At 46.3% G+C, this 26,578-nt stretch carries 25 protein-coding genes; 7 read left to right on the top strand and 18 right to left on the bottom strand.

The window, feature by feature from the left end:
* Nucleotides 1-6 precede the first annotated feature (6 nt).
* The 9 genes from bamA to rpsB form a co-directional block, all read right to left on the bottom strand.
* The gene (gene bamA, locus Q4Q46_RS00325; protein ID WP_012088728.1) at nucleotides 7-2,487 is read right to left on the bottom strand and encodes an outer membrane protein assembly factor BamA; all 2,481 of its coding nucleotides are present in this window, start codon (nucleotides 2,485-2,487) and stop codon (nucleotides 7-9) included.
* 31 nt (nucleotides 2,488-2,518) lie between these two features.
* The gene (gene rseP / locus Q4Q46_RS00330; RefSeq protein ID WP_311904952.1) at nucleotides 2,519-3,889 is read right to left on the bottom strand and encodes a sigma E protease regulator RseP; all 1,371 of its coding nucleotides are present in this window, start codon (nucleotides 3,887-3,889) and stop codon (nucleotides 2,519-2,521) included.
* Nucleotides 3,890-3,928: 39 nt separating this feature from the next.
* Nucleotides 3,929-5,119 carry a 1-deoxy-D-xylulose-5-phosphate reductoisomerase gene (ispC, locus tag Q4Q46_RS00335; protein ID WP_311904953.1) on the bottom strand — a complete coding sequence of 397 codons (1,191 nt, stop codon included), beginning with the start codon at nucleotides 5,117-5,119 and terminating at the stop codon, nucleotides 3,929-3,931.
* 4 nt (nucleotides 5,120-5,123) lie between these two features.
* A complete protein-coding gene (locus Q4Q46_RS00340; protein ID WP_220775782.1) occupies nucleotides 5,124-5,981 on the bottom strand; it encodes a phosphatidate cytidylyltransferase in 858 nt (285 codons plus the stop codon).
* A 20-nt stretch (nucleotides 5,982-6,001) separates the two neighbouring features.
* On the bottom strand, nucleotides 6,002-6,829 hold the full coding sequence (gene uppS, locus Q4Q46_RS00345; protein ID WP_106650023.1) for a polyprenyl diphosphate synthase: 828 nt from the start codon (nucleotides 6,827-6,829) through the stop codon (nucleotides 6,002-6,004).
* 82 nt (nucleotides 6,830-6,911) lie between these two features.
* On the bottom strand, nucleotides 6,912-7,469 hold the full coding sequence (gene frr / locus Q4Q46_RS00350; protein WP_106650022.1) for a ribosome recycling factor: 558 nt from the start codon (nucleotides 7,467-7,469) through the stop codon (nucleotides 6,912-6,914).
* 21 nt (nucleotides 7,470-7,490) lie between these two features.
* Nucleotides 7,491-8,228 (bottom strand): UMP kinase, encoded by a 738-nt coding sequence (pyrH, locus tag Q4Q46_RS00355; RefSeq protein ID WP_106650021.1) that lies wholly within the window; start codon nucleotides 8,226-8,228, stop codon nucleotides 7,491-7,493.
* A 68-nt stretch (nucleotides 8,229-8,296) separates the two neighbouring features.
* Nucleotides 8,297-9,148, bottom strand: a complete 852-nt coding sequence (tsf, locus tag Q4Q46_RS00360) for a translation elongation factor Ts (RefSeq protein ID WP_106650020.1) — start codon at nucleotides 9,146-9,148, stop codon at nucleotides 8,297-8,299.
* Between the two features lie 120 nt (nucleotides 9,149-9,268).
* Nucleotides 9,269-9,997: a 30S ribosomal protein S2 gene (gene rpsB / locus Q4Q46_RS00365; RefSeq protein WP_037458301.1), complete on the bottom strand. Its 729-nt coding sequence runs from the start codon at nucleotides 9,995-9,997 to the stop codon at nucleotides 9,269-9,271.
* 283 nt (nucleotides 9,998-10,280) lie between these two features.
* Here rpsB and map point away from each other — a divergent pair, with 283 nt between their 5' ends.
* Genes map through dapD form a run of 3 tightly spaced genes read left to right on the top strand, consistent with a single transcriptional unit; the run spans nucleotide 10,281 to nucleotide 14,576 of the window.
* Nucleotides 10,281-11,111, top strand: coding sequence for a type I methionyl aminopeptidase (gene map, locus Q4Q46_RS00370; protein WP_281422414.1), 831 nt, complete (start codon nucleotides 10,281-10,283; stop codon nucleotides 11,109-11,111).
* A 33-nt stretch (nucleotides 11,112-11,144) separates the two neighbouring features.
* Entirely contained in the window at nucleotides 11,145-13,730 is a 2,586-nt protein-coding gene (gene glnD / locus Q4Q46_RS00375; protein WP_220592470.1) for a bifunctional uridylyltransferase/uridylyl-removing protein GlnD, read from the top strand.
* A gap of 21 nt (nucleotides 13,731-13,751) precedes the next feature.
* Nucleotides 13,752-14,576, top strand: a complete 825-nt coding sequence (gene dapD / locus Q4Q46_RS00380) for a 2,3,4,5-tetrahydropyridine-2,6-dicarboxylate N-succinyltransferase (protein ID WP_106650017.1) — start codon at nucleotides 13,752-13,754, stop codon at nucleotides 14,574-14,576.
* 128 nt (nucleotides 14,577-14,704) lie between these two features.
* Here the strand turns inward: dapD and Q4Q46_RS00385 are convergent, their stop codons facing one another.
* The 4 genes from Q4Q46_RS00385 to Q4Q46_RS00400 form a co-directional block, all read right to left on the bottom strand.
* The gene (locus Q4Q46_RS00385; protein ID WP_311904954.1) at nucleotides 14,705-16,636 is read right to left on the bottom strand and encodes an HD domain-containing phosphohydrolase; all 1,932 of its coding nucleotides are present in this window, start codon (nucleotides 16,634-16,636) and stop codon (nucleotides 14,705-14,707) included.
* 173 nt (nucleotides 16,637-16,809) lie between these two features.
* A complete protein-coding gene (gene purU / locus Q4Q46_RS00390) occupies nucleotides 16,810-17,676 on the bottom strand; it encodes a formyltetrahydrofolate deformylase (protein ID WP_012088721.1) in 867 nt (288 codons plus the stop codon).
* A 165-nt stretch (nucleotides 17,677-17,841) separates the two neighbouring features.
* On the bottom strand, nucleotides 17,842-19,323 hold the full coding sequence (locus tag Q4Q46_RS00395; RefSeq protein ID WP_126492391.1) for a PTS transporter subunit EIIC: 1,482 nt from the start codon (nucleotides 19,321-19,323) through the stop codon (nucleotides 17,842-17,844).
* Entirely contained in the window at nucleotides 19,275-19,739 is a 465-nt protein-coding gene (locus Q4Q46_RS00400) for a flavodoxin (protein ID WP_006080972.1), read from the bottom strand. The genes Q4Q46_RS00395 and Q4Q46_RS00400 overlap by 49 nt, the downstream gene beginning before the upstream one ends.
* Before the next feature lie 121 nt (nucleotides 19,740-19,860).
* Here Q4Q46_RS00400 and Q4Q46_RS00405 point away from each other — a divergent pair, with 121 nt between their 5' ends.
* Entirely contained in the window at nucleotides 19,861-20,055 is a 195-nt protein-coding gene (locus tag Q4Q46_RS00405; RefSeq protein ID WP_006080971.1) for a hypothetical protein, read from the top strand.
* A 212-nt stretch (nucleotides 20,056-20,267) separates the two neighbouring features.
* Here Q4Q46_RS00405 and truC read toward each other — a convergent pair whose 3' ends face one another.
* Complete coding sequence (gene truC, locus Q4Q46_RS00410; RefSeq protein ID WP_006085240.1) at nucleotides 20,268-21,131, bottom strand: tRNA pseudouridine(65) synthase TruC; 864 nt, start codon at nucleotides 21,129-21,131, stop codon at nucleotides 20,268-20,270.
* The gene (locus tag Q4Q46_RS00415) at nucleotides 21,118-21,438 is read right to left on the bottom strand and encodes a YqcC family protein (protein WP_006085239.1); all 321 of its coding nucleotides are present in this window, start codon (nucleotides 21,436-21,438) and stop codon (nucleotides 21,118-21,120) included. The genes truC and Q4Q46_RS00415 overlap by 14 nt, the downstream gene beginning before the upstream one ends.
* A 162-nt stretch (nucleotides 21,439-21,600) precedes the next feature.
* Here Q4Q46_RS00415 and Q4Q46_RS00420 point away from each other — a divergent pair, with 162 nt between their 5' ends.
* Both Q4Q46_RS00420 and Q4Q46_RS00425 read left to right on the top strand, forming a co-directional pair.
* Nucleotides 21,601-22,614, top strand: a complete 1,014-nt coding sequence (locus tag Q4Q46_RS00420; protein ID WP_012088719.1) for a DUF3549 family protein — start codon at nucleotides 21,601-21,603, stop codon at nucleotides 22,612-22,614.
* Nucleotides 22,611-22,997, top strand: a complete 387-nt coding sequence (locus tag Q4Q46_RS00425) for a DUF3301 domain-containing protein (protein ID WP_006080967.1) — start codon at nucleotides 22,611-22,613, stop codon at nucleotides 22,995-22,997. Before Q4Q46_RS00420 ends, Q4Q46_RS00425 begins: the two co-directional genes overlap by 4 nt.
* Nucleotides 22,998-24,709: 1,712 nt before the next feature.
* Here Q4Q46_RS00425 and Q4Q46_RS00430 read toward each other — a convergent pair.
* Nucleotides 24,710-25,015, bottom strand: a complete 306-nt coding sequence (locus Q4Q46_RS00430) for an Mpo1-like protein (RefSeq protein ID WP_006085235.1) — start codon at nucleotides 25,013-25,015, stop codon at nucleotides 24,710-24,712.
* Nucleotides 24,999-25,646, bottom strand: coding sequence for a GNAT family N-acetyltransferase (locus Q4Q46_RS00435; RefSeq protein ID WP_006085234.1), 648 nt, complete (start codon nucleotides 25,644-25,646; stop codon nucleotides 24,999-25,001). The genes Q4Q46_RS00430 and Q4Q46_RS00435 overlap by 17 nt, the downstream gene beginning before the upstream one ends.
* 149 nt (nucleotides 25,647-25,795) lie before the next feature.
* Here Q4Q46_RS00435 and Q4Q46_RS00440 point away from each other — a divergent pair, with 149 nt between their 5' ends.
* Complete coding sequence (locus tag Q4Q46_RS00440; protein WP_311905094.1) at nucleotides 25,796-26,029, top strand: DUF2789 domain-containing protein; 234 nt, start codon at nucleotides 25,796-25,798, stop codon at nucleotides 26,027-26,029.
* A gap of 10 nt (nucleotides 26,030-26,039) precedes the next feature.
* Here the strand turns inward: Q4Q46_RS00440 and Q4Q46_RS00445 are convergent, their stop codons facing one another.
* Entirely contained in the window at nucleotides 26,040-26,447 is a 408-nt protein-coding gene (locus Q4Q46_RS00445) for a DUF3192 domain-containing protein (RefSeq protein WP_006080961.1), read from the bottom strand.
* Nucleotides 26,448-26,578 lie beyond the last annotated feature (131 nt).

The following is a 26,578-nucleotide window of genomic DNA, read 5'->3' on the forward strand; positions in this document are numbered from 1 at the left end:
TGCCTTTTAAAAAGTTTTGCCAATATTGAAAGAGAAGATCTCTGTTTGGTCGCCTTCGTATTCTTTAATCGGCCACGCTAAGCTAAACACCATAGGACCCATAGGTGATAACCACTGCACACTTAAGCCCCAAGAAGCGCGTAAACGTGCTGGATCACTGTAGTCCTGTAACTTAGCAAACTCGTCCGCTGGAAGTGTTTGATATGCATTGTAATCAAACTCAGTATCCCAAACGTTACCCGCATCAACGAAGAAACTCGTACGAACTGAGTTTGTGTAAGCCTCATCCAAGAATGGCGTCGGTACAATCAACTCCATGCTCGCTGTCGCAAGGGCGTTACCACCGATTGAACGGCCAGAACTCACTTGGATACTGTTAGGATCGCCCGGCAAACTACAACCATCGCCCGATGGATCCGGTGCACATGGTTCACTACCTCGGTAGAGATAGAATGAACGAGGCCCCACAGAGTTAGACTTAAAGCCACGCAGTGAACTGCTACCACCTGAGTAATAGTTTTCCCAGAAAGGCAGAATTTGGTCGTTATCATTAAATTGACCATAACCGTTACCATAACCTAATCGACCACGGGCCAAGAGCACAAAGCTCTGACTACGGTTAATAGGGAAATAGAAGTTAGTGTCAAAGTCTGTCTTAAAATACTGTAAATCAGACCCTGGCGAAGTCATTTTACCGTTCAAACGCTGAGACGAGCCGTCTGTTGGGAAAGTGCCACGGTTCAAGGTGCTACGATACCAGCCCAGACTCAGTTCAAAGTTATCGAAACTTAAGTCCGCATTTGGATCGTCATCACGGTAGATGTTATAGAAACGCAGTGCTTGCTCATAGGCAGAAATTTCAGAAATCGTGTTATGACGATAACCGATGCCACCATTGATACGGTTGTATTCGTTGATCGGGAAACCCGAGTTCAGCGCCACACCGTAAGAACTGTTTTTATAACGCTCTAAGTTAGCTTCATTGGCGTCAAACTCGCTCCAATAAACGCTACCCCCTAAACTCACGCCATCTTTCGTCCAATACGGATCGGTATAGGATAAGTTAACGTTCTTAGAGTACTTGTTGGTGCTCAAGCTGATACCTGCTTGGTTACCTGTGCCTAAGAAGTTATTTTGCTGCACACCAAACTGCAAGCTCAGGCCTGATTCAGTACCATAGCCGACACCGGCGTTGAATGAGCCCGACGGCTGCTCTTTCACTTTAACCGCAACATCGACTAAATCATCAGTGCCTGGCACTTGAATGGTTTCAGTGTCAACGGTTTCGAAGAAGCCCAAACGGTTAAGACGCGCTTTAGATTGCTCAACTTGCGCAGAGTTTAACCAAGCCCCTTCCATCTGACGCAGTTCACGGCGCATCACTTCATCTTTGGTCACTGTGTTACCAGTGAAGTTAATCGCACGCACGTAAACACGTTTACCCGGTTTAACATTGATGTTTAAGGTCACTTCTTTGGTCTTATCATCAATTTCTGGGTACGTTTTGACTTCTGGATAGGCATAACCGAAGCGGCCTAAATACTTGCTGTACATTTCTTCGGTGAAAGTCACATCACCGCCGTTGTACATATCTCCCGCTTTGATCGGCAGAATTGATTTCATCAACTCTTCACGGCCCATCAAATCACCCGTCAGGTTTACTTCTTTAACTTTATATTTCTCACCTTCATCTACGTTGATGGTGATATATAAACCTTTACGGTCAGGCGTCATCGCCACTTGAGTCGAGGTGACTTCAAAGCGGATATAACCTTTATTGTGATAATAGGTTTTGATGGTCTCGAGATCGGCCTGCAGCTTTTGCTTCTGATAACGGCGTTCGCCGAACAGATCCCACCAAGCCACATAATCTTTAAGTTCCAGCATGCCAATCAACTCAGCATCGGTGAACTCATGATTACCGACCACGTTAATTTGGCGGATTTCGGCCGCTAAACCTTCGGTGAACTTAAATTTCAGCTCAACCCGGTTACGGGGTAAGTTGATCACTTGAGCTTCGACTTTAGCGCCGTATTTACCCACGCCGTAGTAGAAATCCTGCAGACCCTTTTCAATACCGGTCAACATAGTGCGATCGAGCGACTCACCGACTTTAACGCCAGAACCGTCCAGACTTTCCTGTAACTGTTCGTCTTTAATGTCTTTGTTGCCATCGAATGTCACGGCACTGATGGTAGGACGTTCAGTGACTTTCACCACTAATACGCCGCCATCTCGGCTCACGGAGACATTTTCAAAGTTAGTCGATGCATACAAGCTTTTAATGGCTTGTTGAATTCTTAACTGGTCAACAGTGTCACCTACTTTTACTGGTAAGCTTAACAGGGCAGCACCGAGTGCAACTCGCTGCAAACCTTCAACTTGGATGTCGGTCACTTCAAACGGTTGGAAAGTATCAGCCAACACAGTCCCTGAAAACGACGCACCGACGAATAACATCGAGGCAAAAAGTTTATTCAATCTCATAGAGCACTTCTAATTATTAGTCTGTCCTTGCTCAGAGTCGGGCAAAATCATTGAAAAGCGCAATGCTCATCAACATCAGCAGTATTGCTGCCCCAAATCTGAATCCTATTTCCTGCACCTTTTCAGGTACAGGTTTACCAGTTATTACTTCAATAAAGTAATACAGCAGGTGTCCCCCATCGAGCACAGGTAAAGGCAACAAGTTAATGATGCCTAAATTAACGCTGATGAGCGCGAGGAACCCGAGAAAATAGACCAAGCCATAGTTTGCACTACTGCCCGCACCCTGTGCGATCGAGATGGGTCCACTCAGGTTTTTCACCGACACATCGCCGGTAAATAATTTGCCAATCATCTTAAAGCTCACAGCAACAAGTTGCCATGTTTTATCCGCTGCGATGCCGAAAGAATCGATTGGTCCATATTCAAGTTGTAAACGCATATTGTCTGGCCATGGCGCTTGGGTTGGGCTCACTCCCAGCATACCTATCTCTTGGCCATCGGCGTTTTTACTGCTTAACGGTGTCACTGCCACGTTAAACTGCTCGCCATTGCGACGCACAGTTAAGCTCACAGGCACATTGGCAGAATGTTGAATAATGTCAACAAAAGCCTGCCAATCGGTATAATTTTTACCATTTATCGCCACTAAGGTATCGCCAACTTTTAGTTCGCTCTTGGCAGCGGCGCTGTCAGGGCTAATAGCAGCAATAGTCGGGACGATTTCGGGTCGATATATTCCTAAACCTAAGGTGGTAATCGGCGATTCTTTTTCAGGATCAAAATGCCAATTGCGGGTATCTAAAGTATAAGAACGCACACTGGAATCTAAGCCCTGCAAACCGCTCAATGGCGTCAGCGATACACTCAGGCTTTCATCGCCTATGTGGCCCGCTAAAGCTAAATTCACTTCTTCCCAGTTACGCACAGCCTGACCGGAAATGGCCGTAATTTGCATGGGCTCAGTAACTTGAATTTGCGCGGCGGCTGTCCCTGGCGTTGTCGATGTGATAACAGGTTTAAGTGATGGCACACCAATCAAATACATAAAATACAGGGCAACAATAGCAAAAATAAAATTCGCAATCGGTCCAGCAGCCACAATCGCAATGCGTTGCCAAACGGTTTTACGATTGAATGCTTGATCTTTTAATTCATCGGGAACATCTTCAACGCGCTCATCGAGCATTTTGACATAACCACCGAGTGGGATCATGGCTAACACGTATTCAGTGCCATCTTTACCGACACGGCGCCAAATCGCCTTACCAAAACCTATGGAGAAACGTTCGACTTTGACACCACAACGGCGCGCGACATAGAAATGGCCGTATTCGTGGGCTGTGATTAACAGGCCCAGTGCAACGATAAAAGAACCTAAGTTCCATAAAAAATCTAACATCCCACTCCTTACGTCATTGATTTAATCACTCAGCCATTGCTAAGCGATGCTTGCTAAGGTCTCACGCGCATAGACGCGGGTTTGCGCATCTAAGGCTAAAATATCTTCTATGCTGCCCATAGGGCGCTTAGGCACAGTCACTAAACAAGCTTCGTTCACTTTTGCAATTTGCGTAAAGCCAATTTGCCCCTGTAAAAATGCTTCAACGGCAATCTCATTGGCAGCATTTAACACAGTTGTCGCCTCTTGGCCTTGGGCACAGGCTTCCATTGCCAAAGCCAAGCAGGGGAAACGTTCAAAATCAGGTTCATAAAAGCTTAACTGTCCGACTTTGAAAAAATCTAAAGGTTCAACGCCAGAATGAATTCTTTGCGGATAAGCCATGCAATGGGCAATAGGCGTACGCATATCTGGGTTACCCATTTGGGCAATAACTGAGCCATCACGGTACTGTACCATAGAGTGGATCACGCTTTGCGGGTGGATAACCACCTTCAGTTGCTCAGCCTGAGTGTTAAACAACCAACGCGCCTCAATAAACTCTAAGCCCTTATTCATCATAGTGGCTGAGTCAACGGAGATTTTAGGTCCCATGGACCAATTAGGATGTTTACAGGCCTGAGCTGGCGTCATGGCGGCCAGTGTCGCCAAATCCGAGCGCAAGAAAGGCCCGCCAGAACCGGTTAACAGAATATGGGAAATACCCGATGCCGCTAAGTCACAACGGCCAAGGTTGGCTTGCACTTCTTGGGGGAGACATTGGAAGATGGCATTATGCTCACTATCCACAGGCAAGAGCACAGCACCAGAGCGCTTAGTCGCCTCAATAAACAGCTCACCTGACATGACTAAGGCTTCTTTGTTGGCCAGTAATACCCGCTTACCCGCCTTCACGGCTTCAAGGGTTGGTACTAGCCCTGCAGCCCCAACAATCGCCGCCATCACAGTATCCACTTCGGCGGCGGTCACTAAGCCGAGTAAATCATTCATGCCTGTGGTGACTTGAATATTGAGCGTCGCGGGTAAAACGGCACGCAACTGTTTTGCTGCCGCTTCATCAACCATATGCGCCATTTTCGGTCTGTGAGCAACACAAAGTGCAAGCATCTTATCAACGCTCGCGTTGGCCACTAATCCATACACGCTATAAGCGAATGGATTAGCCGAGATCACACTTAAGGTACTGGCACCTATAGAGCCGGTAGCACCCAAAATCACCATATTTTGCATAGCGTTACATCCAGAATGCAATGTAGATCAGGGTAAACACCGGCAAGGCTGCGGTCAGGCTGTCGATGCGGTCGAGCACGCCGCCGTGACCTGGCAAAATGGTGCCAGAATCTTTGATACAGGCCGCACGCTTAAACATACTTTCAGATAAATCCCCCACTGCTGACACTAAGGCAACAAATAAGGTTACTGCCACAACTAAGCCCAGTTCTTGCTCAGGCGAATAATACATCACAATCGCAACCACTATCATAGTGGTCGCTAAACCACCGAGTAGGCCTTCAAGCGTTTTCGCTGGGCTCACCGCGGGCATTAGTTTGGTTTTACCTATCGCCTTACCAACAAAGTAAGCGCCAGAATCGGCAGCCCACACAATCAACATCACCAAAAATACCAATACTGGGCCAAAATAAGGCGAAGCTTGTGAACCAATAGATTTGAGCGCGATAAGAGCTACAAAGCAAGGGATTAAGGTTAACTGTCCAAACATGGACTTAAACATAGGATTTTTTTGCCAAAACTTAGCGCTCTTAGGATAAGTCACCACTAATAATAGTGAGGCTAACCACCAAAGTGCGCCAATATAGAGAATGGCTAAATAGATAGGGTGTAATTGATGGCTTAACCAAACCGCATCGATGGGCACAATCAGATTCAGTGCCACCAACAAGATACCGACCGTACAGGTGAAGCTCCACTGAGTCACATCACACTGATTATCGATAATTCTTCCCCATTCCTTTGCTGCAATGAGAAAGACGCCGACCAAAGCCCAAGCGAAGTAGCTGGCAGGGAGCAAGAATATCGCCCCCAAAACTAATGGAACTAACCAAATTGCTGTTATTATTCGTTGTTTTAGCAAAAAAAATCCCTCATGAGGTTTTACAATGCACGCATCTCATCAATCTGACTTCCAGTCAAACCAAAGCGGCGCTGGCGACTTGCAAAAATGGCAATCGCTTCATGAAAAGCCTGTTCATCGAAATCAGGCCAAAGGGTGTCGGTAAACACCAATTCTGCATAGGCCGCCTGCCACAGCACAAAATTGCTGATGCGACAGTCCCCGCCCGTGCGGATCATTAAATCAACTTCACTCTGATTTTGCATGCACAAATGTGCACTTAAGGCTTCTTCGGTGAACTGACTGCTGGTCATTTCGCCAGTTTCAACCTTTTCCGCTAATTTTTGGGCTGCTTGAAGTATGTCCCAACGGCCACCATAGTTAGCGGCGACATTCAAAACTAAGCCGGTATTGCCAGATGTCTTCTCTTGCGCGGCAGCAATTTGTTTCTGTAATCGCGCAGAAAAACGGCTGATATCGCCAATAATCTTCAGCTTAACCTGATTCTTGTGCAGCAATTTAATTTCACGCTGTAATACGGTAAAAAACAATTCCATCAGCAAGCTGACTTCTTTATCGGGTCTTCGCCAATTCTCGCTAGAAAATGCAAATAACGTTAGCGATTCAATGCCCAATTGGCTTGCCGTGCTTACGGCTCTTCTAACGGCCTTAACACCGGCCTTATGTCCCAACACTCGTGGTTTACCTTGGGTTTGTGCCCAGCGCCCATTGCCATCCATGATAATGGCAACATGCTTAGGTAACGACTGTTTCACGAGTTCGGGTAATTGTCCCGGCAAGGTCGTTTGAGTGTATAAATCACTCTCACTCGTCCTAGGGTGCGGATCAAGTTCCACTGTGGATGACATCTAATACAGCCCTTTAAAATAGACAAACGCCGTGTAGTATACCCCTACACGGCGCATCAACTCTAGCTTATCGAACTTGAGATTAGACTTCCATCAACTCAATTTCTTTGGCTGCTAAAATCTCATCAACCTTTTTAATGTGAGCATCGGTGAACTTTTGTACTTCTTCTTCGCTACGACGAACGTCATCTTCTGTACATTCTTTAGCTTTCTCAAGCTTTTTCACTTCAGAAATGGCATCACGACGTACGTTGCGGATAGCGATACGACCGTTTTCGGCTTCGTTACGCACCACTTTGATGAAGTCTTTACGACGCTCTTCCGTCAGCGCGGGTAATGGAATACGCAAGGTCGCGCCAGCAGACATAGGGTTCAGACCTAAATCTGAGCTCATAATGGCCTTTTCAACGGCTTGGATAGCACTACGATCGAATACAGTCACAGACAGAGTGCGTGAATCTTCAACGCCCACGTTTGCCACTTGGTTCAGTGGTGTCATAGTACCGTAGTAAGAAACCTGAATTGAATCAAGCAGGCTTGGGTGAGCACGACCGGTACGTACTTTCGCCATTTGGTTTTTAGTCGCTTCGACACATTTGCCCATGCGTTCTTGCGCATCTTTCTTAATGTTCTCAATCACGTTAAATGTCCTTCTTGGTCATTAAATAACTTTTTTTGCTCTGATCAGCGTGCCTTCCTCTTCACCCATGATAACGCGGCGAAGAGCGCCAGGCTTGTTCATGTTGAAGACTAAAATAGGCATGTCGTGATCACGCGCCAGAGTAAAGGCTGCTAAGTCCATTACTTTTAATTCTTTTTCCAGAATTTCCGCATAAGTGACTTCATCATACTTAACGGCGTCTGGGTTTTTCATTGGGTCTTCGGAGTATACACCGTCGACTTTCGTCCCTTTCAACACGACTTCAGCTTCGATTTCAATGCCGCGTAAACAGGCCGCAGAATCGGTCGTGCAGAATGGATTACCTGTACCGGCAGCAAAAATAACCACTCGGCCAGATTTTAGCAAGCTGATCGCTTCAGCCCAATTGTAATCGTCACACACACCCTTTAACGGGATAGCTGACATCAGACGGGCATTAACATAGGCACGGTGCAAGGCGTCGCGCATTGCCAAGCCGTTCATAACCGTTGCCAGCATACCCATGTGATCGCCCACCACACGGTTCATGCCAGCTTTTGCTAAGCCTTCACCGCGAAACAGATTGCCACCACCAATAACCACACCCACCTGAATACCCAGTTCAACCAGCTCTTTCACTTCCTGAGCCATGCGATCTAATACTTTTGGGTCGATGCCGAAGCCTTCGTCGCCCATCAGTGCTTCGCCACTTAATTTAAGAAGAATGCGTCTAAATGCGGGTTTTGGATTGGTGCTCATAATTTTTATCCTGGTTATAACAAGACCGCAGCGAATGCCACGGTCTTGGGGGTATTTAGCGTTGGCGATTAAGCCTTTTTAGAAGCAGCGATTTGAGCAGCAACTTCAGCTGCAAAATCTTCTTCTTTCTTCTCAATACCTTCACCAACTTCTAAACGAATGAAGTTAGTCACTGTAGCGCCTTTCTCTTTCAGAACTTCGCCAACAGTTTTCTTTGGTTCCATGATGTAAGCTTGGCCAGTCAGAGAAATCTCACCGGTGAACTTCTTCATACGACCCAGAACCATCTTCTCAGCGATCTCAGCAGATTTGCCTTCGTTCATAGAGATTTCGATTTGCAGTGCTTGCTCTCTTGCAACAAGATCAGCAGGCACATCTTCTGGATTAACGAATTCAGGCTTAGAAGCAGCAACGTGCATTGCGATGTGCTTTAAGGTTTCTTCGTCAGCTTCACCGGCTACAACAACACCAATGCGCTCACCGTGACGGTATGAAGACAGGTTTGCACCATCGATGTACTCAACACGACGAATGTTGATGTTCTCACCGATTTTAGTTACCAGAGCAACACGTGCATCTTCGAACTGTGCTTTTAAATCTTCAAGTGTCACTTTAGATGCTGCAGCAACATCTAACACTGCGTTTGCAAAGCCTAAGAAGTTAGAATCTTTAGCAACGAAGTCAGTTTGACAGTTAACTTCTAACAGAGCAGCGAAACCTTCGCCATTCTTGATTAAAATAGTACCGTCAGCAGCGATGTTACCCGCTTTTTTAGCCGCTTTAGCAGCGCCAGACTTACGCATGTTGTCAATAGCTAACTCCATGTCGCCGTTAGCTTCTGTCAGAGCGTTTTTACAATCCATCATGCCTGCGCCAGTACGGTCGCGCAGTTCTTTAACTTGGGCAGCAGTAATTGCCATTGTTAAATCCTCTATAAAAAATCGACTAATTTGCAGATATAAAACAGGGGCCGAATGGCCCCTGTTAACCAATCAAAAATCTTGGTTAATAAGGGTGATGAAACTCATCCCGCCTTATTATTATTCGGCTTCTACGAAACCGTCTTGCTCAGCTTGAACAGCCAAATCTTGACCACGGCCAGCTTTAGCAGCAGCAGCAACAGAAGTAGTGTACAGGCGGATAGCACGCATAGCGTCGTCGTTACCAGGAACGATGTAGTTAACACCATCTGGCGCAGAGTTAGTATCAACAACTGCAACAACAGGGATACCCAGGTTGTTAGCTTCTTTAATAGCGATATGCTCATGGTCAGCACCGATGACGAATAATACGTCTGGCAGGCCGCCCATGTTTTTAATACCACCTAAAGATTTTTCCAGCTTTTCAAGCTCACGAGTACGCATCAGCGCTTCTTTCTTGGTCAGCTTGTCGAAAGTACCATCTACTGATTGGCTTTCCAGTTCTTTCAGACGTTTGATTGACTGACGAACGGTTTTCCAGTTAGTCAGCATACCGCCTAACCAGCGGTGATCAACATAGTACTGGTCACAAGACAGAGCAGCTTCTTTAATCGCTTCGCCAGCAGCACGTTTAGTACCAACGAATAATACTTTACCTTTCTTTGAAGCTACGTTGCTGATGAAAGCCAGCGCTTCATTGAACATTGGCACAGTATGCTCAAGGTTGATGATGTGAACACCATTGCGAGCACCGAAAATGAATGGCTTCATTTTTGGGTTCCAGTAACGGGTTTGGTGACCGAAGTGGACACCGGCCTGAAGCATATCGCGCATTGAAACTGTAGTCATTTCTATTACCTTAAAATTTAGGGGGTTAGACCTCCACGTATCCCATGTCTTCGACCCCGCAGTTAACAGCTGAGGGCACCCCGAAGAATGTGTCGACACGTGTGTGATTTAGTATTTAGACAAATAGCCATGTATAATGGCCGCCATCTTTAGTCTTGCAAGTATCTAAACAGAGCAAATGCTGGCTTAGGCAATTCATCAAGACTTAAACATAACGGCGCGCTTTATACCATAAATAGCCCTAAAGCACAAATTTTTGCATTAGGTTGCGTGGCCAACAGACATTAAAGACACAAGAGAAAACGCAATGAGTATAGTCATCAAGACAGCTGAAGAAATTGAAAAAATGCGTGCTGCGGGCAAACTCGCCGCACAGGTATTAGAAATGATCGCCCCGTATGTTAAGCCGGGCGTGACCACCAATGAACTCAATGATCTCTGCGCCAAATATACCGAAGAGCAAGGTGCGATTTCGGCGCCGCTTAACTACCATGGTTTTCCTAAGTCCATTTGTACTTCAGTAAACAATGTGATTTGCCACGGTATTCCGAACGATAACCCACCATTGAAAGAAGGCGATATTCTCAATATCGACATAACAGTGATTAAAGACGGCTATCACGGTGATACTTCGATGATGTTTTTAATTGGTGAAGTGAGCGCTAAGGACAAACGCCTGTGCCGCATCGCGCAAGAAAGCCTGTATTTAGCCATTCGCAAGGTGCGTCCAGGTTTAAAACTGGGTGAAATTGGCAATACTATCGAAAAATTCATCAAAGCGAGCAAAACAGGCCTTGAGAAATATTCCATCGTGCAAGATTATTGTGGCCACGGTATTGGCTCGGGTTTCCATGAAGAACCTCAGGTCATGCACTACCGTAACGGCGATAACACAGTATTACGCCCAGGCATGTGTTTCACCATTGAACCTATGATCAATGCCGGTCGCCACACGACCATACTCGATCGTGATGATAAGTGGACGGTGACCACCTCAGACGGAAAAAACTCTGCCCAGTGGGAACACACTCTTCTGGTAACAGAAAAAGGGGTTGAAGTACTGACTCTGCGTGAGGATGAAGATTTCCCGCGTATCATCAATCACGAGCGATAGGCCAAACTAACAAAAATAAAAACAAGGGACTCGATGAATACAGCTCTGCTCGCTAAACAATCATTAATCGAACAGAATCAGACTCTTTTAGCCCGTTTCAAGGCTAAAACCCCGATTGAAGAGCTCGTCACGCAGCGCTGTCAATTTGTCGATGCCCTTGTCAAGCAAGCTTGGGAACAGCACGGACTAAGGGAATACGATATTGCCCTGATTGCCGTAGGCGGCTATGGCCGTGGGGAGCTGCATCCCCACTCAGATGTCGACTTGCTGTTCCTGTTTAATGATATTTTGTCACCCGCCGCCGAAGCAGCACTCAGTCAGTTTATTGCCTTTCTGTGGGATGCCAATCTCGAAATCGGCCACAGTGTTCGTACATTGAACGACACGATTATCCTCGGTCGTGAAGACATCACCATAGCCACTAACTTATTAGAAGCCCGACTGCTCGAAGGGCCTGAGTTTTTATTCGATCAACTTTACGATGCCATTCGTCAAAGTGACTTTTGGACCTCAAGCGATTTTTTTATCGCAAAACGGGATGAGCAAAATGCCCGCCATGCCAGAGCCAGTGCCTTCGATTTAGAACCCAATATCAAGAGTTGCCCCGGTGGCCTTAGGGATATTCAAACCATTGCTTGGGTAGCTATGCGGCACTTCGGCGCCGCTCGCCTCGAAGAATTAGTCCAATACGACTTTTTAGAGCAAGGTGAATTAGAAGAATTGCTCGAATGTCAGCACTTTTTATGGAAGCTGCGCTTTGCCCTGCACATGGTGGTGGGGCGCGATGAAAATCGCTTACTCTTTGATGTGCAGCGCCAAGTTGCTGAACTTATGGGGTATGAAGACGCCACCCAGCTTGCTGTTGAGCAGATGATGAAACGCTACTATCGCACGGTACGCCGAGTGATGGAGCTGAACGAAATGTTGCTGCAGCTATTTAAACGGGCAACATTGGGGCACACAAAAGCCTTAGAAATTCAATCGATAGATAAACACTACCAGCGCCGTGGCACCTTTATTGAAGCGCTCAGCGATGATCTGTTCGATAGCGGCGAAGAAATTGTCCGGCTGTTTTTGTTGGTCGCTAAAAACTCCAACATCAAAGGTATTTACGCGCCAACACTGCGTTCACTGCGCCGAGCAAGACGCGCCCAACCGCAAGCCTTGCAAGAGAATCCGCTTTGTCGCCAAGCTTTTATGGAAATTCTGCGCCACCCTCGCGGCATTGTTGCCCTCTCTTTAATGCATAAACACGGTGTGTTATCGGCCTATTTACCCGCATGGCGAAATATTGAAGGCCAGATGCAGTTTGACCTATTCCACGCCTACACAGTCGATGAACATACTCACAGATTGCTGCTCAATATCGAACGATTCTCCCAGCCCGAACAAAAAGAAGAATTTCCCTTAGGCTCGATTCTCATCAACCAACTGCCGAAAAAGGGCTTACTGGTATTAGGCGCAATCTTTCACGATATTGCCAAAGGTCGCGGCGGCGATCACAGTAAATTGGGCTCAAGCGACGCCCTCGCCTTTTGTAAGCTGCACGGGTTAAACGATCACGATGGCCGTTTAGTCGCTTGGCTGGTCGAGAATCATCTGGTGATGTCTGTCACCGCCCAGCGCCGCGATATTTCCGACCCCGATGTGGTGGCCGATTTTGCTAATAAAGTCCGCGATGCCGTGCATTTAAGTTATCTGTATTGCTTAACCGTGGCCGATATCTGCGCCACCAACGAAAAAACCTGGAACAACTGGAAAGGCTCACTGCTGCGCGACTTGTACTTTTCGACCCAAAGGGTGCTCGCACGTGGTAAAGAAAAACCCGTCGACATTCGTGCCAGAGTACGTGAATACCAAGCCAAGGCGAAAAAAGAACTGCTGCGCCGTGGACTGAAAGAGAAAGATCTCGATACCCTGTGGCAACGTTTCAAGGCAGATTACTTTTTACGCCATCAGCCCAATCAAGTCGCGTGGCACGCCGAAGCGATTTTAAAGCATAAACAACAGGATGAGCCCTTAGTCTTAGTGTCCAAACACACGACTCGTGGTGGCACTGAGTTATTTGTCTATTGCCAAGACAGACCTAAATTGTTCGCAACTGTGATGGCAGTACTCGACAATAAAAATATCAACGTCCATGATGCCAACATCATGACGTCAAAAGACAATTATGCCCTCGATACCTTTGTGATCTTAGAACAAGATGGCGAGCCAGTGAGCCAGCTTTCACGCATCCAAAGTATCCGTAAGGCGCTCGAAAAAGCCCTCTCGAGCGACAGTCCAAAACTGCCACGCTTTAGAAAATTGTCGCGCAAGATGAAACCTTTTAATGTTCCTACACAAGTGAGTTTCCTCGAAAGCAGTCGTCATGGTACAAGTATGATGGAGCTTATCGCCTTAGATTCGCCAGGATTACTGGCAAAAGTCGGCGATATCTTTTACCGTTGCAACACGACGTTACTCGCGGCCAAGATCACCACCATTGGTGAGCGAGCCGAAGACTTTTTTATGCTGCAGACCAATGACGGCCTACAGCTTAACGAAACCCAAGAAAATACCCTCAGGGACGCTTTAATCAGTGCCTTGAGTGCGAAGAATATCGAATCAGTTAATTAACGAGACCAGTGGGAGAAGTAAATGGAGGCTTTACGCCAACGTATTGAGGCGGCTTTTGAAGCGCGCGCCGACATCACGCCAAGCACAGTTGACGCCAGCGTGCGTGACGATGTGCAACATGTCATCAATATGCTCGATAAAGGTGAAGTCCGTGTCGCCGAGAAAATCGACGGACAATGGCATGTACACCAATGGCTGAAAAAGGCGGTATTACTGTCCTTCCGTATTTTCGATAACGTGGTGATTGATGGCGCCGAAACCAAATACTTCGACAAAGTGCCGTTAAAATTTGCCGAGTATGATGAAGCCCGCTTCAAAGCGGAAGCGATTCGTGTGGTGCCATCTGCCACAGTGCGTAAAGGCTCATTCATCGGTAAAAATACCGTCTTGATGCCATCTTACGTGAACTTAGGTGCCTATGTTGATGAAGGCACTATGGTTGACACTTGGGCGACCGTTGGCTCATGTGCCCAAATCGGTAAAAACGTGCATTTATCTGGCGGCGTGGGTATTGGTGGCGTACTTGAGCCACTGCAAGCGGGCCCAACCATCATCGAAGATAACTGCTTTATCGGTGCGCGTTCTGAGATTGTTGAAGGCGTTGTAGTTGAAGAAGGCTCAGTGATTTCTATGGGCGTGTATATCGGCCAAAGCACTCGAATTTATGATCGCGAAACTGGCGAAGTGCATTACGGTCGTGTGCCAGCGGGTTCAGTCGTGGTTTCTGGCAACCTGCCCTCAGCCTGTGGCAAGTACAGCCTCTATGCCGCCATTATCGTTAAGAAAGTGGACGCTAAAACCCGCGGTAAAGTGGGTATCAACGAATTACTGCGTATTGTTGATTAACAGTATTCATTCGATAACATGAGTTACGTAAAAAGATGCCCGAGGGCATCTTTTTTATTGTCGGTAAAATTTAGCCTACAGTTGCGCTGTTATTATCAGGATTAAAAATAAAGTGATTCATAAAGCACTTAAATCAATCTCTCAACTTCGCGGAAAGCGTTTCTTGTCATGGCAATGGCCCGCCAGCCGATAATCCCCAATGGCTGCTGTGCTTTGTTTATCACCACAAGATATTCTGAATCCAAAAGATTCAACTGCAATAAGGCATCTTCCGATGTCGCCACCTCACTGATGGTAGGCACCGAATGCTGCATGATCTGATGGGCTTTTTTATGTAAAGATGCCCTATCCTGCTCACGCTCAGCCGCTGTGCCAAGTAATGGGCTAAACCAATGCTCCAGCAATTGATGAGTGATCACGCCAATTATCTTATGTTGCTCATCTAATACCACGGCCACCTTAGCGCGAGCAGCAGTAAGCAAACGCTTAACGTCGGCTAACTCATGGTCGAGGGAAATCGTGACGAGAGGTTCAAGGGGCGCGGCACCAATATGATCGCTAATACTCAGTTCACGATTAATCAAAATCGCTAAACAGGTCTCGACTATCTCAGGATCAAACAGAGTCCCTTTGCCCGCACGCAGCACTTCGGTCATTTTCTCCAGCCCTAAGGATGGACGATAGGGCCTGTGGGATAATATTGAATCGGCAACATCGGCTACCGCAATAATTTTTGCCTCATAGAGAATGGCTTTATCCTTTAAAGCCTCAGGATAGCCTGAGCCATCAAGCCGCTCATGATGCTGTAAAATCATCTCTTTGATGGGCCATGGAAACTCCACATCCTCAATAATTTCAGCGCCATGGAGTGGATGGGTCTGTATTAATGCGTATTCTTCTTTTGAAAGCTTCGAAGGTTTGGTCAAGATCTGCGATGGAATGGCCAACTTGCCGATATCATGGACTAAGGCACCAATTTTAAGCCCTTCTAGGCACTGGGGATCTAAGCCTAATTTCTCACCAATCAAATAACTTAATTGCGCCACCGATTTTTGATGCCCTGCGGTATAGGCATCTTTTAGTTCTAATGCCTCAGAAATAGCACTAATAAGCTGGGTTAACGACTGAGATAACTGCTCTTTTTGGGATTTAATGATTTTGGACTGGCGAGAAACAGCGCGCAATGTGCGTGGCAGTTCAATGCTGTGCCATAAAATGCTGGCAAAAGTCAGTAATGATCTCGCATCATTACGACTATAGGGCTCGTTACGGTCAACCACGCACACTATGCCGACCAAGCGGCTGCGAAACAAAATCGGCACCGCCAAGTAACGCCCCGCAAGTAAAAGTTTATCTAAGGGCAAATCCCCTAAGCGTCTTTGGGAGTCGGTTTGATTTTGGATGATCGGCTTATAATCTCGTACGCATTCGAGCCATACGCGGCTTTCAAGTTCTGACACTTGGGTATTATCTTCGATGAAATCGGCTTGGCCCGCCTCTGCGTTGGGATAGTCGGAACGTGCCGCGAGCGTGAGTGTTTTTGATTTTTCGTTATGCAACAGAATAAAGCCATAGCGACTACCAGTGAGCGACATCGCCTTAGCAACTGCGACTTTAAACACTTCTTCTTGGGAGGATTTAATCACATCTTCAATGTGTTGCAGCCAAGCATCGCTCGCTTGAATCGCTCGACGATAATCCGAATGCAACTCTTTCATCTGCGGATCTTCAAAATTAATGTCAGATAGAATCAAATACCATCCCATCTCAGGCAAAGAATGCAGCGCAAGATGCACACGTATACCTCTATGATCTTGGAGTTGAAAACCGAGCTCTTGCCCACGACGCCTTACAATATCGGCGCACAACTCGGCATTAAAGGCACTAAACAATTGGCTGATGGGTTGATTAATGATTTGCGCCGCCGAACGTTTACAACGCCGGTAAAAGGCTTGGCTCATCCGTAGCACGCGAAATTGCTCATCAAGCTGTGCCCAAGATAAATTCAAACTATCGGGTAAATCTTTCATTCCAACAATAAGGCTTTGACTGGTTGGCATCCTGCACTCCGATCTTAGACTAGAGCATGGGCGACACGCTTATGCGCTATGTTCGCCCGAATGTTAACACTATAAAATCTCCAATAAACATAATGATAGCTGATTAAAATGGACCGAGCTGAATGCCATGATATCGCAACACTTACCATAACCTTAGCGCGACTGCCTGCGTATTAGAAAACGATCGTTTTATTGCCGTACACGACCACTTGCTCGTTAAGCACCAACTGCAGCGCTTTGCTCAGCACACTCTTTTCAACATCCCGCCCAGCACGTGCCATTTCTAAGGCGCTATAACTGTGGTCGACAGGAATCACGTCTTGCTTGATGATCGGCCCTTCATCGAGGCAATTATTCACAAAATGCGCCGTCGCACCGATAATTTTCACCCCGCGCTCCCAAGCCTGGCGATAAGGTGCTGCGCCAATAAAAGCAGGTAAGAAAGAATGGTGAATGTTGATGATGCGATTAGGATATTGCGCCACAAAATCAGGCGTTAATACCCGCATGTACTTAGCCAAGACTAAATAATCGGGTTCGTATTGAGATACCGCAGCCAACAGTGCTTGCTCGTGTTGAATTCGGTCTAAGCCTTCGTGACTCACCAGATGAAAGGGAATGTTAAATTTTTCGGCCAGTTCGCGCAGCGCATCATGGTTGCCCACCACAGCGGCAATCTCGACACTTAAACCACCGTAATAGGCTTTCATCAACAGATCGCCTAAACAGTGCGCTTCTTTCGTCACTAACACCACAATGCGTTTCTTGCCAGCGCTGACCAAGGTCATGTGATTCTTAGCAGGCAGCACGTCGCGCAGATCCTGCAATAACTGTTCGCTGTTAAAAATGCCCTCTAACTCAGTTCGCATAAAGAAACGCCCTTGGGCATTATCCACAAACTCACTGTTTTTGATGATATTCAGTTTATGGGTAAAACAAACACTGGTGATTTTGGCGATGAGGCCTTGGGCATCGGCGCAATCCGTCAGTAAGATTTTACGTTCTATGGATGGCGAAGTATTACCGCGAGTTTCAGTCATTTGTTGCAAAATTGGATCTCCTATATTGTCCCTACATCGAGTTTGCCATAGCAAATCGTGCTGAACAGCATGAAAAACCTATAATGCGAAAATAAAAATGACATTTCAGAGGCTTGAATCAATAAAATGTAAAAATTAAGCAGTTAATTTTGTAAAAACACAATCCTAGCGGCGAGTATCCAAGTAACGCTGCAATACTTTACGTAAGGTTTCGGCCTTAGTGCCGTAAACCACCTGCACACCTTTGCCCATAACGATCACGCCCTTAGCGCCCAACTGACTCAAACGCACCTTATTGACTAACTCGGGCTTGTGTACGCTCAAGCGTAACCGAGTTAAACAGGCATTGAGTTCAACGATATTGTCACGCCCACCTAGCGCCGCAATAATCGCCCGTAAACTTTCTTTAGGTCCTTTATTATCATTATGCTCAAGCCTGCCGGGCGTTTTCAAATTAAAGGCTAAAATACTCAACCTAAACAACAGGTAATATATTATGGCGGTCAAAGGCCCGAGGAAAATAAACCAGCTGGCATTACGGGACAATGGAAATAACAACGTAAAGTCCACCAGCCCTTGGGAGAACACTATGCTGTGGTGAATATCGAGCATGATACAGACAAAGTAAGCGAGCCCAGTGAGTAAGGCGTGAATGATAAATAGGATTGGCGCTACAAACATAAAGGCAAATTCGATAGGTTCAGTCACCCCAGTTAACCAACTGGCCGCCCCCGCCGAGAGCATAATGCCCGCCACACGATTGCGCTCAGAAGGATCGGCGCAGCGCCACATTGCCAGCGCCGCCGCAGGTAATCCCCACATTTTAATCAGATAACCACCAGCAAGGTTTCCCGCCTGCGGATCGCCCGCTAAATAACGCGCCACCTCACCACGGACGACTTCATGCCCTAATAACTGATATTGGCCCACTTCTAAGTAAAAAGGTGCGTTCCAAATATGGTGCAAGCCAAGGGGAATAAGTAACCGCTCTAATGCGCCATACACGCCAAAGGCAATGGCTGGTTTTTGATAAACCGCCCAGTCAGATACTCGCTCAATCAATAGCGCTAAGGGTGGCCACACATGGGCGAGCACATAACCTAAGCCCATAGCTAGGGGAATGATCAACAAAGATGCACTGCGGCGTCCCTCAAAGAAGGAGAAAATCGCAGGCAAACGTATATATTGACTCCAGCGCACCGCAAGACAAGTAATACCGCCGAGCATCATGCCGCCCGCAATCCCCGTATCTAAGGTATCCATCCCCAATAAAGGCTGGGTTGGGAGTCGATACAAATCAGCTAGCGCGGCTAATGTCGCCGTCATCACCCCATAACCAAACACCGCCGTAAAGGCGGCAATGCCTTGATCGCGGCAAAAGCCAATAGCGACCGCCACGGCAAATAACATTGGCATGATGGCAAAAATGAGTTTGCCCACCGCCAACATCAACACTGTCAGCTCTTCGGGCATAAAAGGAATTGGGCTAACGGTTAAGCCGAGCATGACCCCAGCGGCGGGTAAAATGGCAATAGGAATAAGCAGCGCTTGGCTTAAGCGCTGGGCAAATTTAAACCACTGCTGAGTAACGAAACTGCCTAAGCGACGAGCTCGGTTTTGACGACTTGATTCCAGCGTTCTAGCCATTTTATCGCTTCAACCTCAGGTTCCATGGTTTCACAGGCATCGATTTCTAATAATTCTACAAGTGGTTTAGCACCAAGCTCACTCAAAAGCGCATCTATAGACTTACCGGCGCCGCAAAAGGTTTCATAACTTGAATCACCCAGTGCGATTACACTGTAGTTAAGCGCTGGTAAATAGGGTGCAAGATTTTTAAGATTATGATACCAAGGCTGAATATCTTCGGGTAAATCCCCTTGGCCCGTCGTAGAAGTGACCACAACTAACAATTCATCCTGCGGAGGAATAAAGCTGGCGACGTCATTCGGTTGCCACAATGTTACATCATAACCTAAAACTTGCATTTCTTTCTCTAGGGTTTCGGCGGCAAATTGTGCACTTCCATAGACAGTGCCAAACACCAGATTCACCTTTTTCATGATACACTCCACATTGCGTTGCAAACCTTATTAGGCTGACCTTACTTTATTGTTCAGCGGATGGGCAAGCTAAGGCGCAAAATTTTTATAAATCAAGTCATTGAGCATGAGGAAATATCTGATGCGACAGTCCACCCGCCAAAAACACCTCAAGCAACACCACAAAACAACCCATATTCGACGTAAAAATTATTTCCACTCCGCCCAGCAAAATCTCACATCGCCACTCGCGCCTACCTCTGGATTCTCAACCTTAGCCGTCATGATGCAAGAATTACGTCCACAAACCGCACAAACCCCGCAACGCCTCGACTAATTACCGCCAGACTCATTTTGATTGGACAGTTTTAATTGAACCGTTTTAATTGAACAGTGTTGATTCGACTGTTATGGGTTCGATAGTTTTGATTCGACTGCTTTCGTGTCAATAACCAAGCCAAGCGAATGACTTTTGATGCCACTCACTTGGCTGACGGCCAATTATGTCCAGATTGTCTCAGTTGAGATTGTCTGAGTTAAGCTCATGAGTTACGCATTTCCAGCTGGTATTTCATCCGTGGCGATTAACAACTCAGCCTGTTGACTTAAGGTCGCCTCGTCCCAACCTAGCTCGGCAAACACGGTTTCCCACTGAGGCTCGAGCTCAGTTTCTATACTGAGCCGAACTTGAGTGACAGGATGGGTGAAGCTGAGCTTTTTCGCGATAAGCCACAGGCGATTAATGCCAAAATGCTCGCGGAAAAACGCATTTTGCTTACCGTCACCATGGGTGGTATCACCGACAATAGGGTGACGTAAATGCGCCATATGTCTTCTAAGCTGATGCTTACGCCCCGTTTTAGGGCTCAAGCGTACCAGTGCAAATCGGCTAGTGGGATATCGGCCCGAGGGATACGGAATTTCAGTATTGAGTAATGGCTCATAAGCCGTCACAGCTTCCTGCGCGGCTTTGTTGGGATCGGCATTCTTATCGCCTAATTCATCCAACTCAACCTTAAGCGCATAGTCTAAAATACCGCTCTCATGCATATTGCCGCGCACTAAAGCCAAATATTGTTTTTCAATCGTATGGGAGGCAAATTGCTCACACAGTGCATTGGCGACTTCGCTGCTCTTGGCAAACAAAAGCACGCCAGATGTCGGCCTGTCGAGACGATGAACAGGGAACACATGACAGCCGACTAAGTCGCGGGTCAGCTGCATGGCAAAAAATCGCTCCCGACGCGCTAAATAACTGCGGTGGACCAATAAGCCTGCAGGTTTATGAATTGCCACTAAGTGTTCATCTTCATAAAGAATTTCAATCTCAGGCGCCTGCTCTTCTGAGTCATCCTCTTGGGATGCATTCAGTGCATTTTCAGGCGTTTCAAGCCAGATATCATCTTGATTCATTTAACAACATATCCAATTCATTCAATACGCCAATCAGAGCTTGGCGCGGGGGCATATCCTGCCAAACATGTTCAGCCATAGGGGCTATCGCAATTTGCGTCGGCAATGGCGCACCCGTTTCGATTAAAGTCTGCATTCTAGGCAGTAAAATAAACTGCAACCACTGCTCAAGGGGCATAAGATCACAGGCAAAAGGCGCTGTGCTTGCCATTGCCTCGGTAGAAGGCGCCTGCTCAGACCACAACTCGGCTGCTTTTAGCGCTTGGGCAATCTGAGCCAATTTAGCTTGGGTTTGACTGTATAACATAGCTTTCAGATCCATTCTCATGTTAGCCATTGTGATTAAGGAACTTGCCACAATCCACAGGCCGAATAGGTCGATTAAAGTGCCGCAATCATACCATCCAGACGCACTTCCCCCTATAATGGCGCCAATTTATTGAGCCTCTTTGATTGATATGGCAGCCAAATGACTGAAATTACAACTTTAAGCCAGTTTTTAACCACAGCCAAAACCCAGTTCCAAGTGTATGATCTTGGCCGTAGGGTGCAACATATTGATATGCTCGCGTTTCACCAAATAGAATCTCTCGCTACCCCTTATCCTTACCCTATTCAAGGACATGCGCAGTTTGCTATCGTCTTTTGGGATGCGAGTCAGCAACACTTTATTTGGTTTCTAAAACTGGCCTTAGATGAGCAAGGATTACTGTCGCCTGCACCGCGCTCACAATTTATCGAAATGATATTAGCGGCATTAGGGCAAGATCCCACTCAGCCACTCAGTGATGAGCAGCAAGAACGACTCGCGAATAATCCGTTTAACTTCAAGCCAAGCCAGGAAAAACTCGCCGTATTCAACGCGCTTGTTCGTAAACAACTCGGCCAACGCGCGTCATCGCAATACGAATTTGCCGTGCAGTACCTGTCAGGCCAAGTAGCCCCAGCACAATGGCAACATATTGGGATGCAAGGCATAGCCGATGTATGTGCGCGCGCAAATGAATTTGCTCATGAGCAGCACTTAGTATCGAGTTTTGATACTGCCGCCATCGAAGTGCAAATCGCCCTATGTCAGTGTCTTGAGCACTTACTGATTAGCGACACGCTCGCCGATAAAATTCTCGCGAAACTTCAAGATGCAGCCCCAGAACACCAAGCTTATTTCCTACGGGCTTTGGCTTCTAGCGCCAAACACAGCCAACAAGCGTTCGAACATCTTCACGGCCAAGCCTCTTTAGATACCAATGCCCTCATCAGCATTGCCGGGCGTAACTGGTCGGTATTAAAACAAGATTCAAGTCGCAGTCTTTACTTAGAAGCCCTAGCACTGCAGCCCCAAGCCTTTTTTAATCAGGTCTTTGCTGATATTGTGGCTATCCCTAGTTTGCGCAATCAACTACTAGGCGAATTAAGAAACCCCAATCGAAGCGTTCAACTATCACAAGCCATAGGTGGTTTGTTTAAGGCAGCAAGCAAATGATGTCAGATTTACTGTTAATTATTGGCCTCGTCGTGATTGCCGCATTTTTTTGGCAGTTACGCCAAATGGCAGAGTTGAGCCGTATTTTTGCCGAAAAAGAATGTTGGCGACAAAAAGTGCAACTGTTAGCCATAGCAATGGAAACCGCCCGCCCAAGTATTGGCGGCACCACGGGGATTTGTTGGAAAGCGAAATATTTATTTGAATTCAGCACTGACGGCATTAACCAGTACAGTGGCCATATTTGGATGCAAGGTAAGAAAATTCAAAAAATAGAATGGCCTATCTTCCCAGAGCCCGAATGGCAAGAAGCGCCGACAGCACAGGGGAAATTTGGCGGTTGTGGTACGCAAAGCGGCTGTAGCTCAGGCAAGTGTCATTAAGTTTTATCGACTATGATGCCCAAATAAGCTGTTCGCCAGAATAGAGAATAATCAGTCATTCTCTGGTGCTACAAAATAACTCGCTATAAAAATAAAAAAAGAAAGGGCGCGGCCCTAAAGCCACGCCCTCCTATTCTCTGTTAAGCTATCCCGCTATTTTTGTGCTCCCTGCACCATCCATGCGTCAATCTGCGTCCTGCTTCATCCCTGCTCAATCCTTGAGGTCCCTGTACTCATGTACTTCCCTATCTCTTGGTCATCCAGTCCCAAGCTTGCTCTTTCCTGAGCGGTTCCATCATCATCCATGAAACGGGTATTGCATCCATTCAATTGCACTCCATGTGCCATTGCCATCCTATGCAATGAGTCTATCAATCCTTGATAGTCTCCCTTCCTTGGTATTGGCTCTCTTTCATCCTGAAAGGCCTATATCCCTATCATTCCTTAAGTCACATTCCTTAGTCACTGTTCGATCATCCTGATCGCCAACATCCTGTTGCCCGTAATTCCTTCTACAAGATGAATTCTACGCCAACCAACGAAAGTACTCATTGCGGATTATTTAAAATGTTAACGAAAATGGTGAGCTTAACTGATAAGGAATATACTAACTAACTGATATAAATATAAATAATAACCAACTTCAAGACATAACCCCCCTTTTAACCTACAAATTACTTACATACTTGTAGGAGATCTCTTACACGAAGGATGGCAATTCGAATCAAAAGTAAGCAAAACGCTAGATGTCTCCCCTGAGGACTTATGCATAAACCGCTATCGCTCAAAGTTCATTCGCGCATGACCAGCACACAGAGAGTAAATTATTGGGCAATAAGAGAAGTAAGACTGGTAAACATGCTTTACGGTGATAAGTCTTTAAGCAGAGTTAAGATAAAGTCAATGTGAATAGCGTTATAGCTTGGCAAAGCGAGATTAATACTGAAAATGAACCAAAGAAAAGGGCGCAACTAAAGTGCGCCCCATTTATCCTTTGTAAGCCGTCCTGCTCGATTTGTGCTCCCTGCACCATCCATGCGTCTGCTTGCGTCCTGCGTCGTCCCTGTAATCCCTTTTCGTCCCTGTGTATCAAACTTGCGTGAGATAACACTCAGTCCTTTGACCTGTAAATCCATTTTACAGAGCCTGTCACTTCCTATGACTTTTTCCTATTGCATCCTGCAAAAATTTGTCTTCCATAGAGTAGTACAAGCTGTTCACCCTTATACTTTATCCTTGTCTCGACACATCCTGTCTCGAGTTCATGCTTAATCCTTAAGCGTGTCCTGTATTCTTCCTGAAATTCATCATCCTGACGATACGACTCACTGTCTCTAATCATCCTTGAAAAGCAATCCTGCTTTTCCTTAGCCTATCCTAGGCGAATGACAGTTTTCCTACCGTCAGCGATTTCAACCTTGAAATCTTAATTCGTTGCTTCTTGCGTCCCTTTGGCCTGTTTCGCTTTCCTTGCTATCCATTTGCTTTGGCCATGAGTGAATTCTACGTTAACCATGACTTTTTTGTTCGGCTCAAAGAACGGACTACAAAAGAAATTACGGTCAAACACAAGGCAAATAAACACAAGTTAATGATTCTATTTAAAATTAAACGCAAGAGAACAAAAAACAATCAAAAAGAAAACATTATGTCCTACAGCGTTTGTAAGCGATCTCTCACACGGGCATGGGCATCTCACTCGGACGGCTTTTTTAACGCTTAAAAAAGCCGCTGATCATCTGAGCAAACATCACCCAATCAGCCATCAAACTGTAAAAGGGATACTGAAATGTCGCAGGTCGATTCTTCTCGAATACTAAGTGTCCCACCCACGCAAAACCGTAGCCAACGACCGGAATAAACCAACATAGCCACCAGGCTTGTGAAACCAAGGCAATGCCAATCAGCAGCAGGACTAAGCTACTGCCAACAAAGTGTAATTGCCGGCAAATCGGGTGCTGGTGTTGGGATAAATAGAAAGGATAGAAATCGGCGAACCGTTTATAAGAGTGAGTCATCTTGTTGAACCGAATAGAATAATAACTGACCATGGACACTGCCGATATTGAGCTCGCCTAAAGAGACAAAGTCATGCTGGGTAAATAACTGCAGATGGCTCTCTTGAGCGACAAACACACCAATGCCATCCAAATCCGGCTGCTCATCACACCAACTCACTACCGCTTGCACTAACTTATGTCCGAGTCCTTTGTGCTGCTCGTTCGGTGCAAGGGCGATAAACTGCAAAATACCGCAGTGCTTACTGGGTAAGAGTTCGACAATACTGGACTCTTTTTTCATCAACGCTTGGGTCGATTGCCAGCCAGTACCTAACAACATCTTTAAGCGCCAATGCCAGTAACGCCCTTCTCCCAAAGGCACTTCTTGCGTTACCACACAGGCTAAACCAACCAGTCTTTCATGGTCGAACAAACCTATGAGTGCTTGTTTTTGTTGCCATAACGTATTGAGTTCTTCGCGGATCGCGGCGCGCAGTTTTTGCTCGTAAGCGGCTTTATCTGAGGTAAAAAGTGAATCGACAAAAAAAGGGTCATCATGATAAGCGTTGTAGAGGATAGAGGCGGCAATGCGTAAGTCTTCCGCGGTCAAATAGACTGCACGGCAGTCTTCCAAGGTTTCATTGTCCATTATTAGTATTCCTTGACTTAGCTCACACTTTTTATGAGTAACAATTAATTTACCAAGGAAACGGAAAAGTGCAAATTTTAATCATAGATTGCATTTTTCAATCAGGCGCTTACTCTAAACGAAGGCACTATACTGAAAAGGAAATAATGATGGATACAACTCCAGTAGACCTAAGCCACTTATTCGAGCAACTCGGTTTAGACAGTAGCGATGAAGCCATAGCGCAATTTATTGCAACCCATGACATCGACCATCACATCCATCTAAGCCAAGCGCCCTTTTGGACCCCAGCTCAAAAGAGCTTTATCATCGAAGGCCTAGAAGCTGATGCCCTCTGGACTGAGCCCATTGATCAACTAGATACTCAGCTACGTAAGCTATAAAACTCGCGGGTTAAATTTTACTGTAAGCCGTTTCACCCCAACCCACTAAGGCATTGTTGCTCAGCACGATAGGTGTGCATTCATCCTTAGTGGTTTTTCCATCGCCATTATTGCGCTGGGTACGATAAAACAACACTAAGACTTCTTTATTCGATTCACCTTGTTGAGCACTTTGTTGAATGTAGGCTTCACTAAAATCAGCGGTGCCCATTAAGATCATCACTTGGTCTTTGGGCATCCCTAAACTCAGTTTGGTTAAGTTAGTGCGGTTTTTATCTTGCACTTTCTCCCATGATTCGCTGCTATCCCAACCCGATTCGCCATCACCGACATTGACCACACAGCCGCTAAGACCTAAGCTTGCAAGCCCTAAAAAAGTGATGGCGATAAGTTTGTTATTCAATTTATGGTTAATCATGTGACATCCTGTGTGATTATTATTTTTTGCTTGAAAAAGCGATTTAGGCAGGACAATAAGCAAAATAGATGCCAAATGACAACGCACTGTTTTTAAATGAAAAAACTTACGTGGTCTTTTAAGATTAGTTT

This window comes from Shewanella vaxholmensis, from assembly GCF_031932135.1.
In the GTDB taxonomy this organism is placed as follows: Bacteria; Pseudomonadota; Gammaproteobacteria; order Enterobacterales; family Shewanellaceae; genus Shewanella; species Shewanella hafniensis.

Bases quoted from the DNA above. Each gene is read 5' to 3' on its own strand.
- bamA (WP_012088728.1), bottom strand. From the start codon at position 2,487: ATGAGATTGAATAAACTTTTTGCCTCGATGTTATTCGTCGGTGCGTCG.
- rseP (WP_311904952.1), bottom strand. From the start codon at position 3,889: ATGTTAGATTTTTTATGGAACTTAGGTTCTTTTATCGTTGCACTGGGC.
- ispC (WP_311904953.1), bottom strand. From the start codon at position 5,119: ATGCAAAATATGGTGATTTTGGGTGCTACCGGCTCTATAGGTGCCAGT.
- uppS (WP_106650023.1), bottom strand. From the start codon at position 6,829: ATGTCATCCACAGTGGAACTTGATCCGCACCCTAGGACGAGTGAGAGT.
- pyrH (WP_106650021.1), bottom strand. From the start codon at position 8,228: ATGAGCACCAATCCAAAACCCGCATTTAGACGCATTCTTCTTAAATTA.
- tsf (WP_106650020.1), bottom strand. From the start codon at position 9,148: ATGGCAATTACTGCTGCCCAAGTTAAAGAACTGCGCGACCGTACTGGC.
- rpsB (WP_037458301.1), bottom strand. From the start codon at position 9,997: ATGACTACAGTTTCAATGCGCGATATGCTTCAGGCCGGTGTCCACTTC.
- glnD (WP_220592470.1), top strand. From the start codon at position 11,145: ATGAATACAGCTCTGCTCGCTAAACAATCATTAATCGAACAGAATCAG.
- dapD (WP_106650017.1), top strand. From the start codon at position 13,752: ATGGAGGCTTTACGCCAACGTATTGAGGCGGCTTTTGAAGCGCGCGCC.
- Q4Q46_RS00385 (WP_311904954.1), bottom strand. From the start codon at position 16,636: ATGCCAACCAGTCAAAGCCTTATTGTTGGAATGAAAGATTTACCCGAT.
- purU (WP_012088721.1), bottom strand. From the start codon at position 17,676: ATGACTGAAACTCGCGGTAATACTTCGCCATCCATAGAACGTAAAATC.
- Q4Q46_RS00395 (WP_126492391.1), bottom strand. From the start codon at position 19,323: ATGGCTAGAACGCTGGAATCAAGTCGTCAAAACCGAGCTCGTCGCTTA.
- Q4Q46_RS00400 (WP_006080972.1), bottom strand. From the start codon at position 19,739: ATGAAAAAGGTGAATCTGGTGTTTGGCACTGTCTATGGAAGTGCACAA.
- Q4Q46_RS00405 (WP_006080971.1), top strand. From the start codon at position 19,861: ATGCGACAGTCCACCCGCCAAAAACACCTCAAGCAACACCACAAAACA.
- truC (WP_006085240.1), bottom strand. From the start codon at position 21,131: ATGAATCAAGATGATATCTGGCTTGAAACGCCTGAAAATGCACTGAAT.
- Q4Q46_RS00415 (WP_006085239.1), bottom strand. From the start codon at position 21,438: ATGTTATACAGTCAAACCCAAGCTAAATTGGCTCAGATTGCCCAAGCG.
- Q4Q46_RS00420 (WP_012088719.1), top strand. From the start codon at position 21,601: ATGACTGAAATTACAACTTTAAGCCAGTTTTTAACCACAGCCAAAACC.
- Q4Q46_RS00425 (WP_006080967.1), top strand. From the start codon at position 22,611: ATGATGTCAGATTTACTGTTAATTATTGGCCTCGTCGTGATTGCCGCA.
- Q4Q46_RS00430 (WP_006085235.1), bottom strand. From the start codon at position 25,015: ATGACTCACTCTTATAAACGGTTCGCCGATTTCTATCCTTTCTATTTA.
- Q4Q46_RS00435 (WP_006085234.1), bottom strand. From the start codon at position 25,646: ATGGACAATGAAACCTTGGAAGACTGCCGTGCAGTCTATTTGACCGCG.
- Q4Q46_RS00440 (WP_311905094.1), top strand. From the start codon at position 25,796: ATGGATACAACTCCAGTAGACCTAAGCCACTTATTCGAGCAACTCGGT.
- Q4Q46_RS00445 (WP_006080961.1), bottom strand. From the start codon at position 26,447: ATGATTAACCATAAATTGAATAACAAACTTATCGCCATCACTTTTTTA.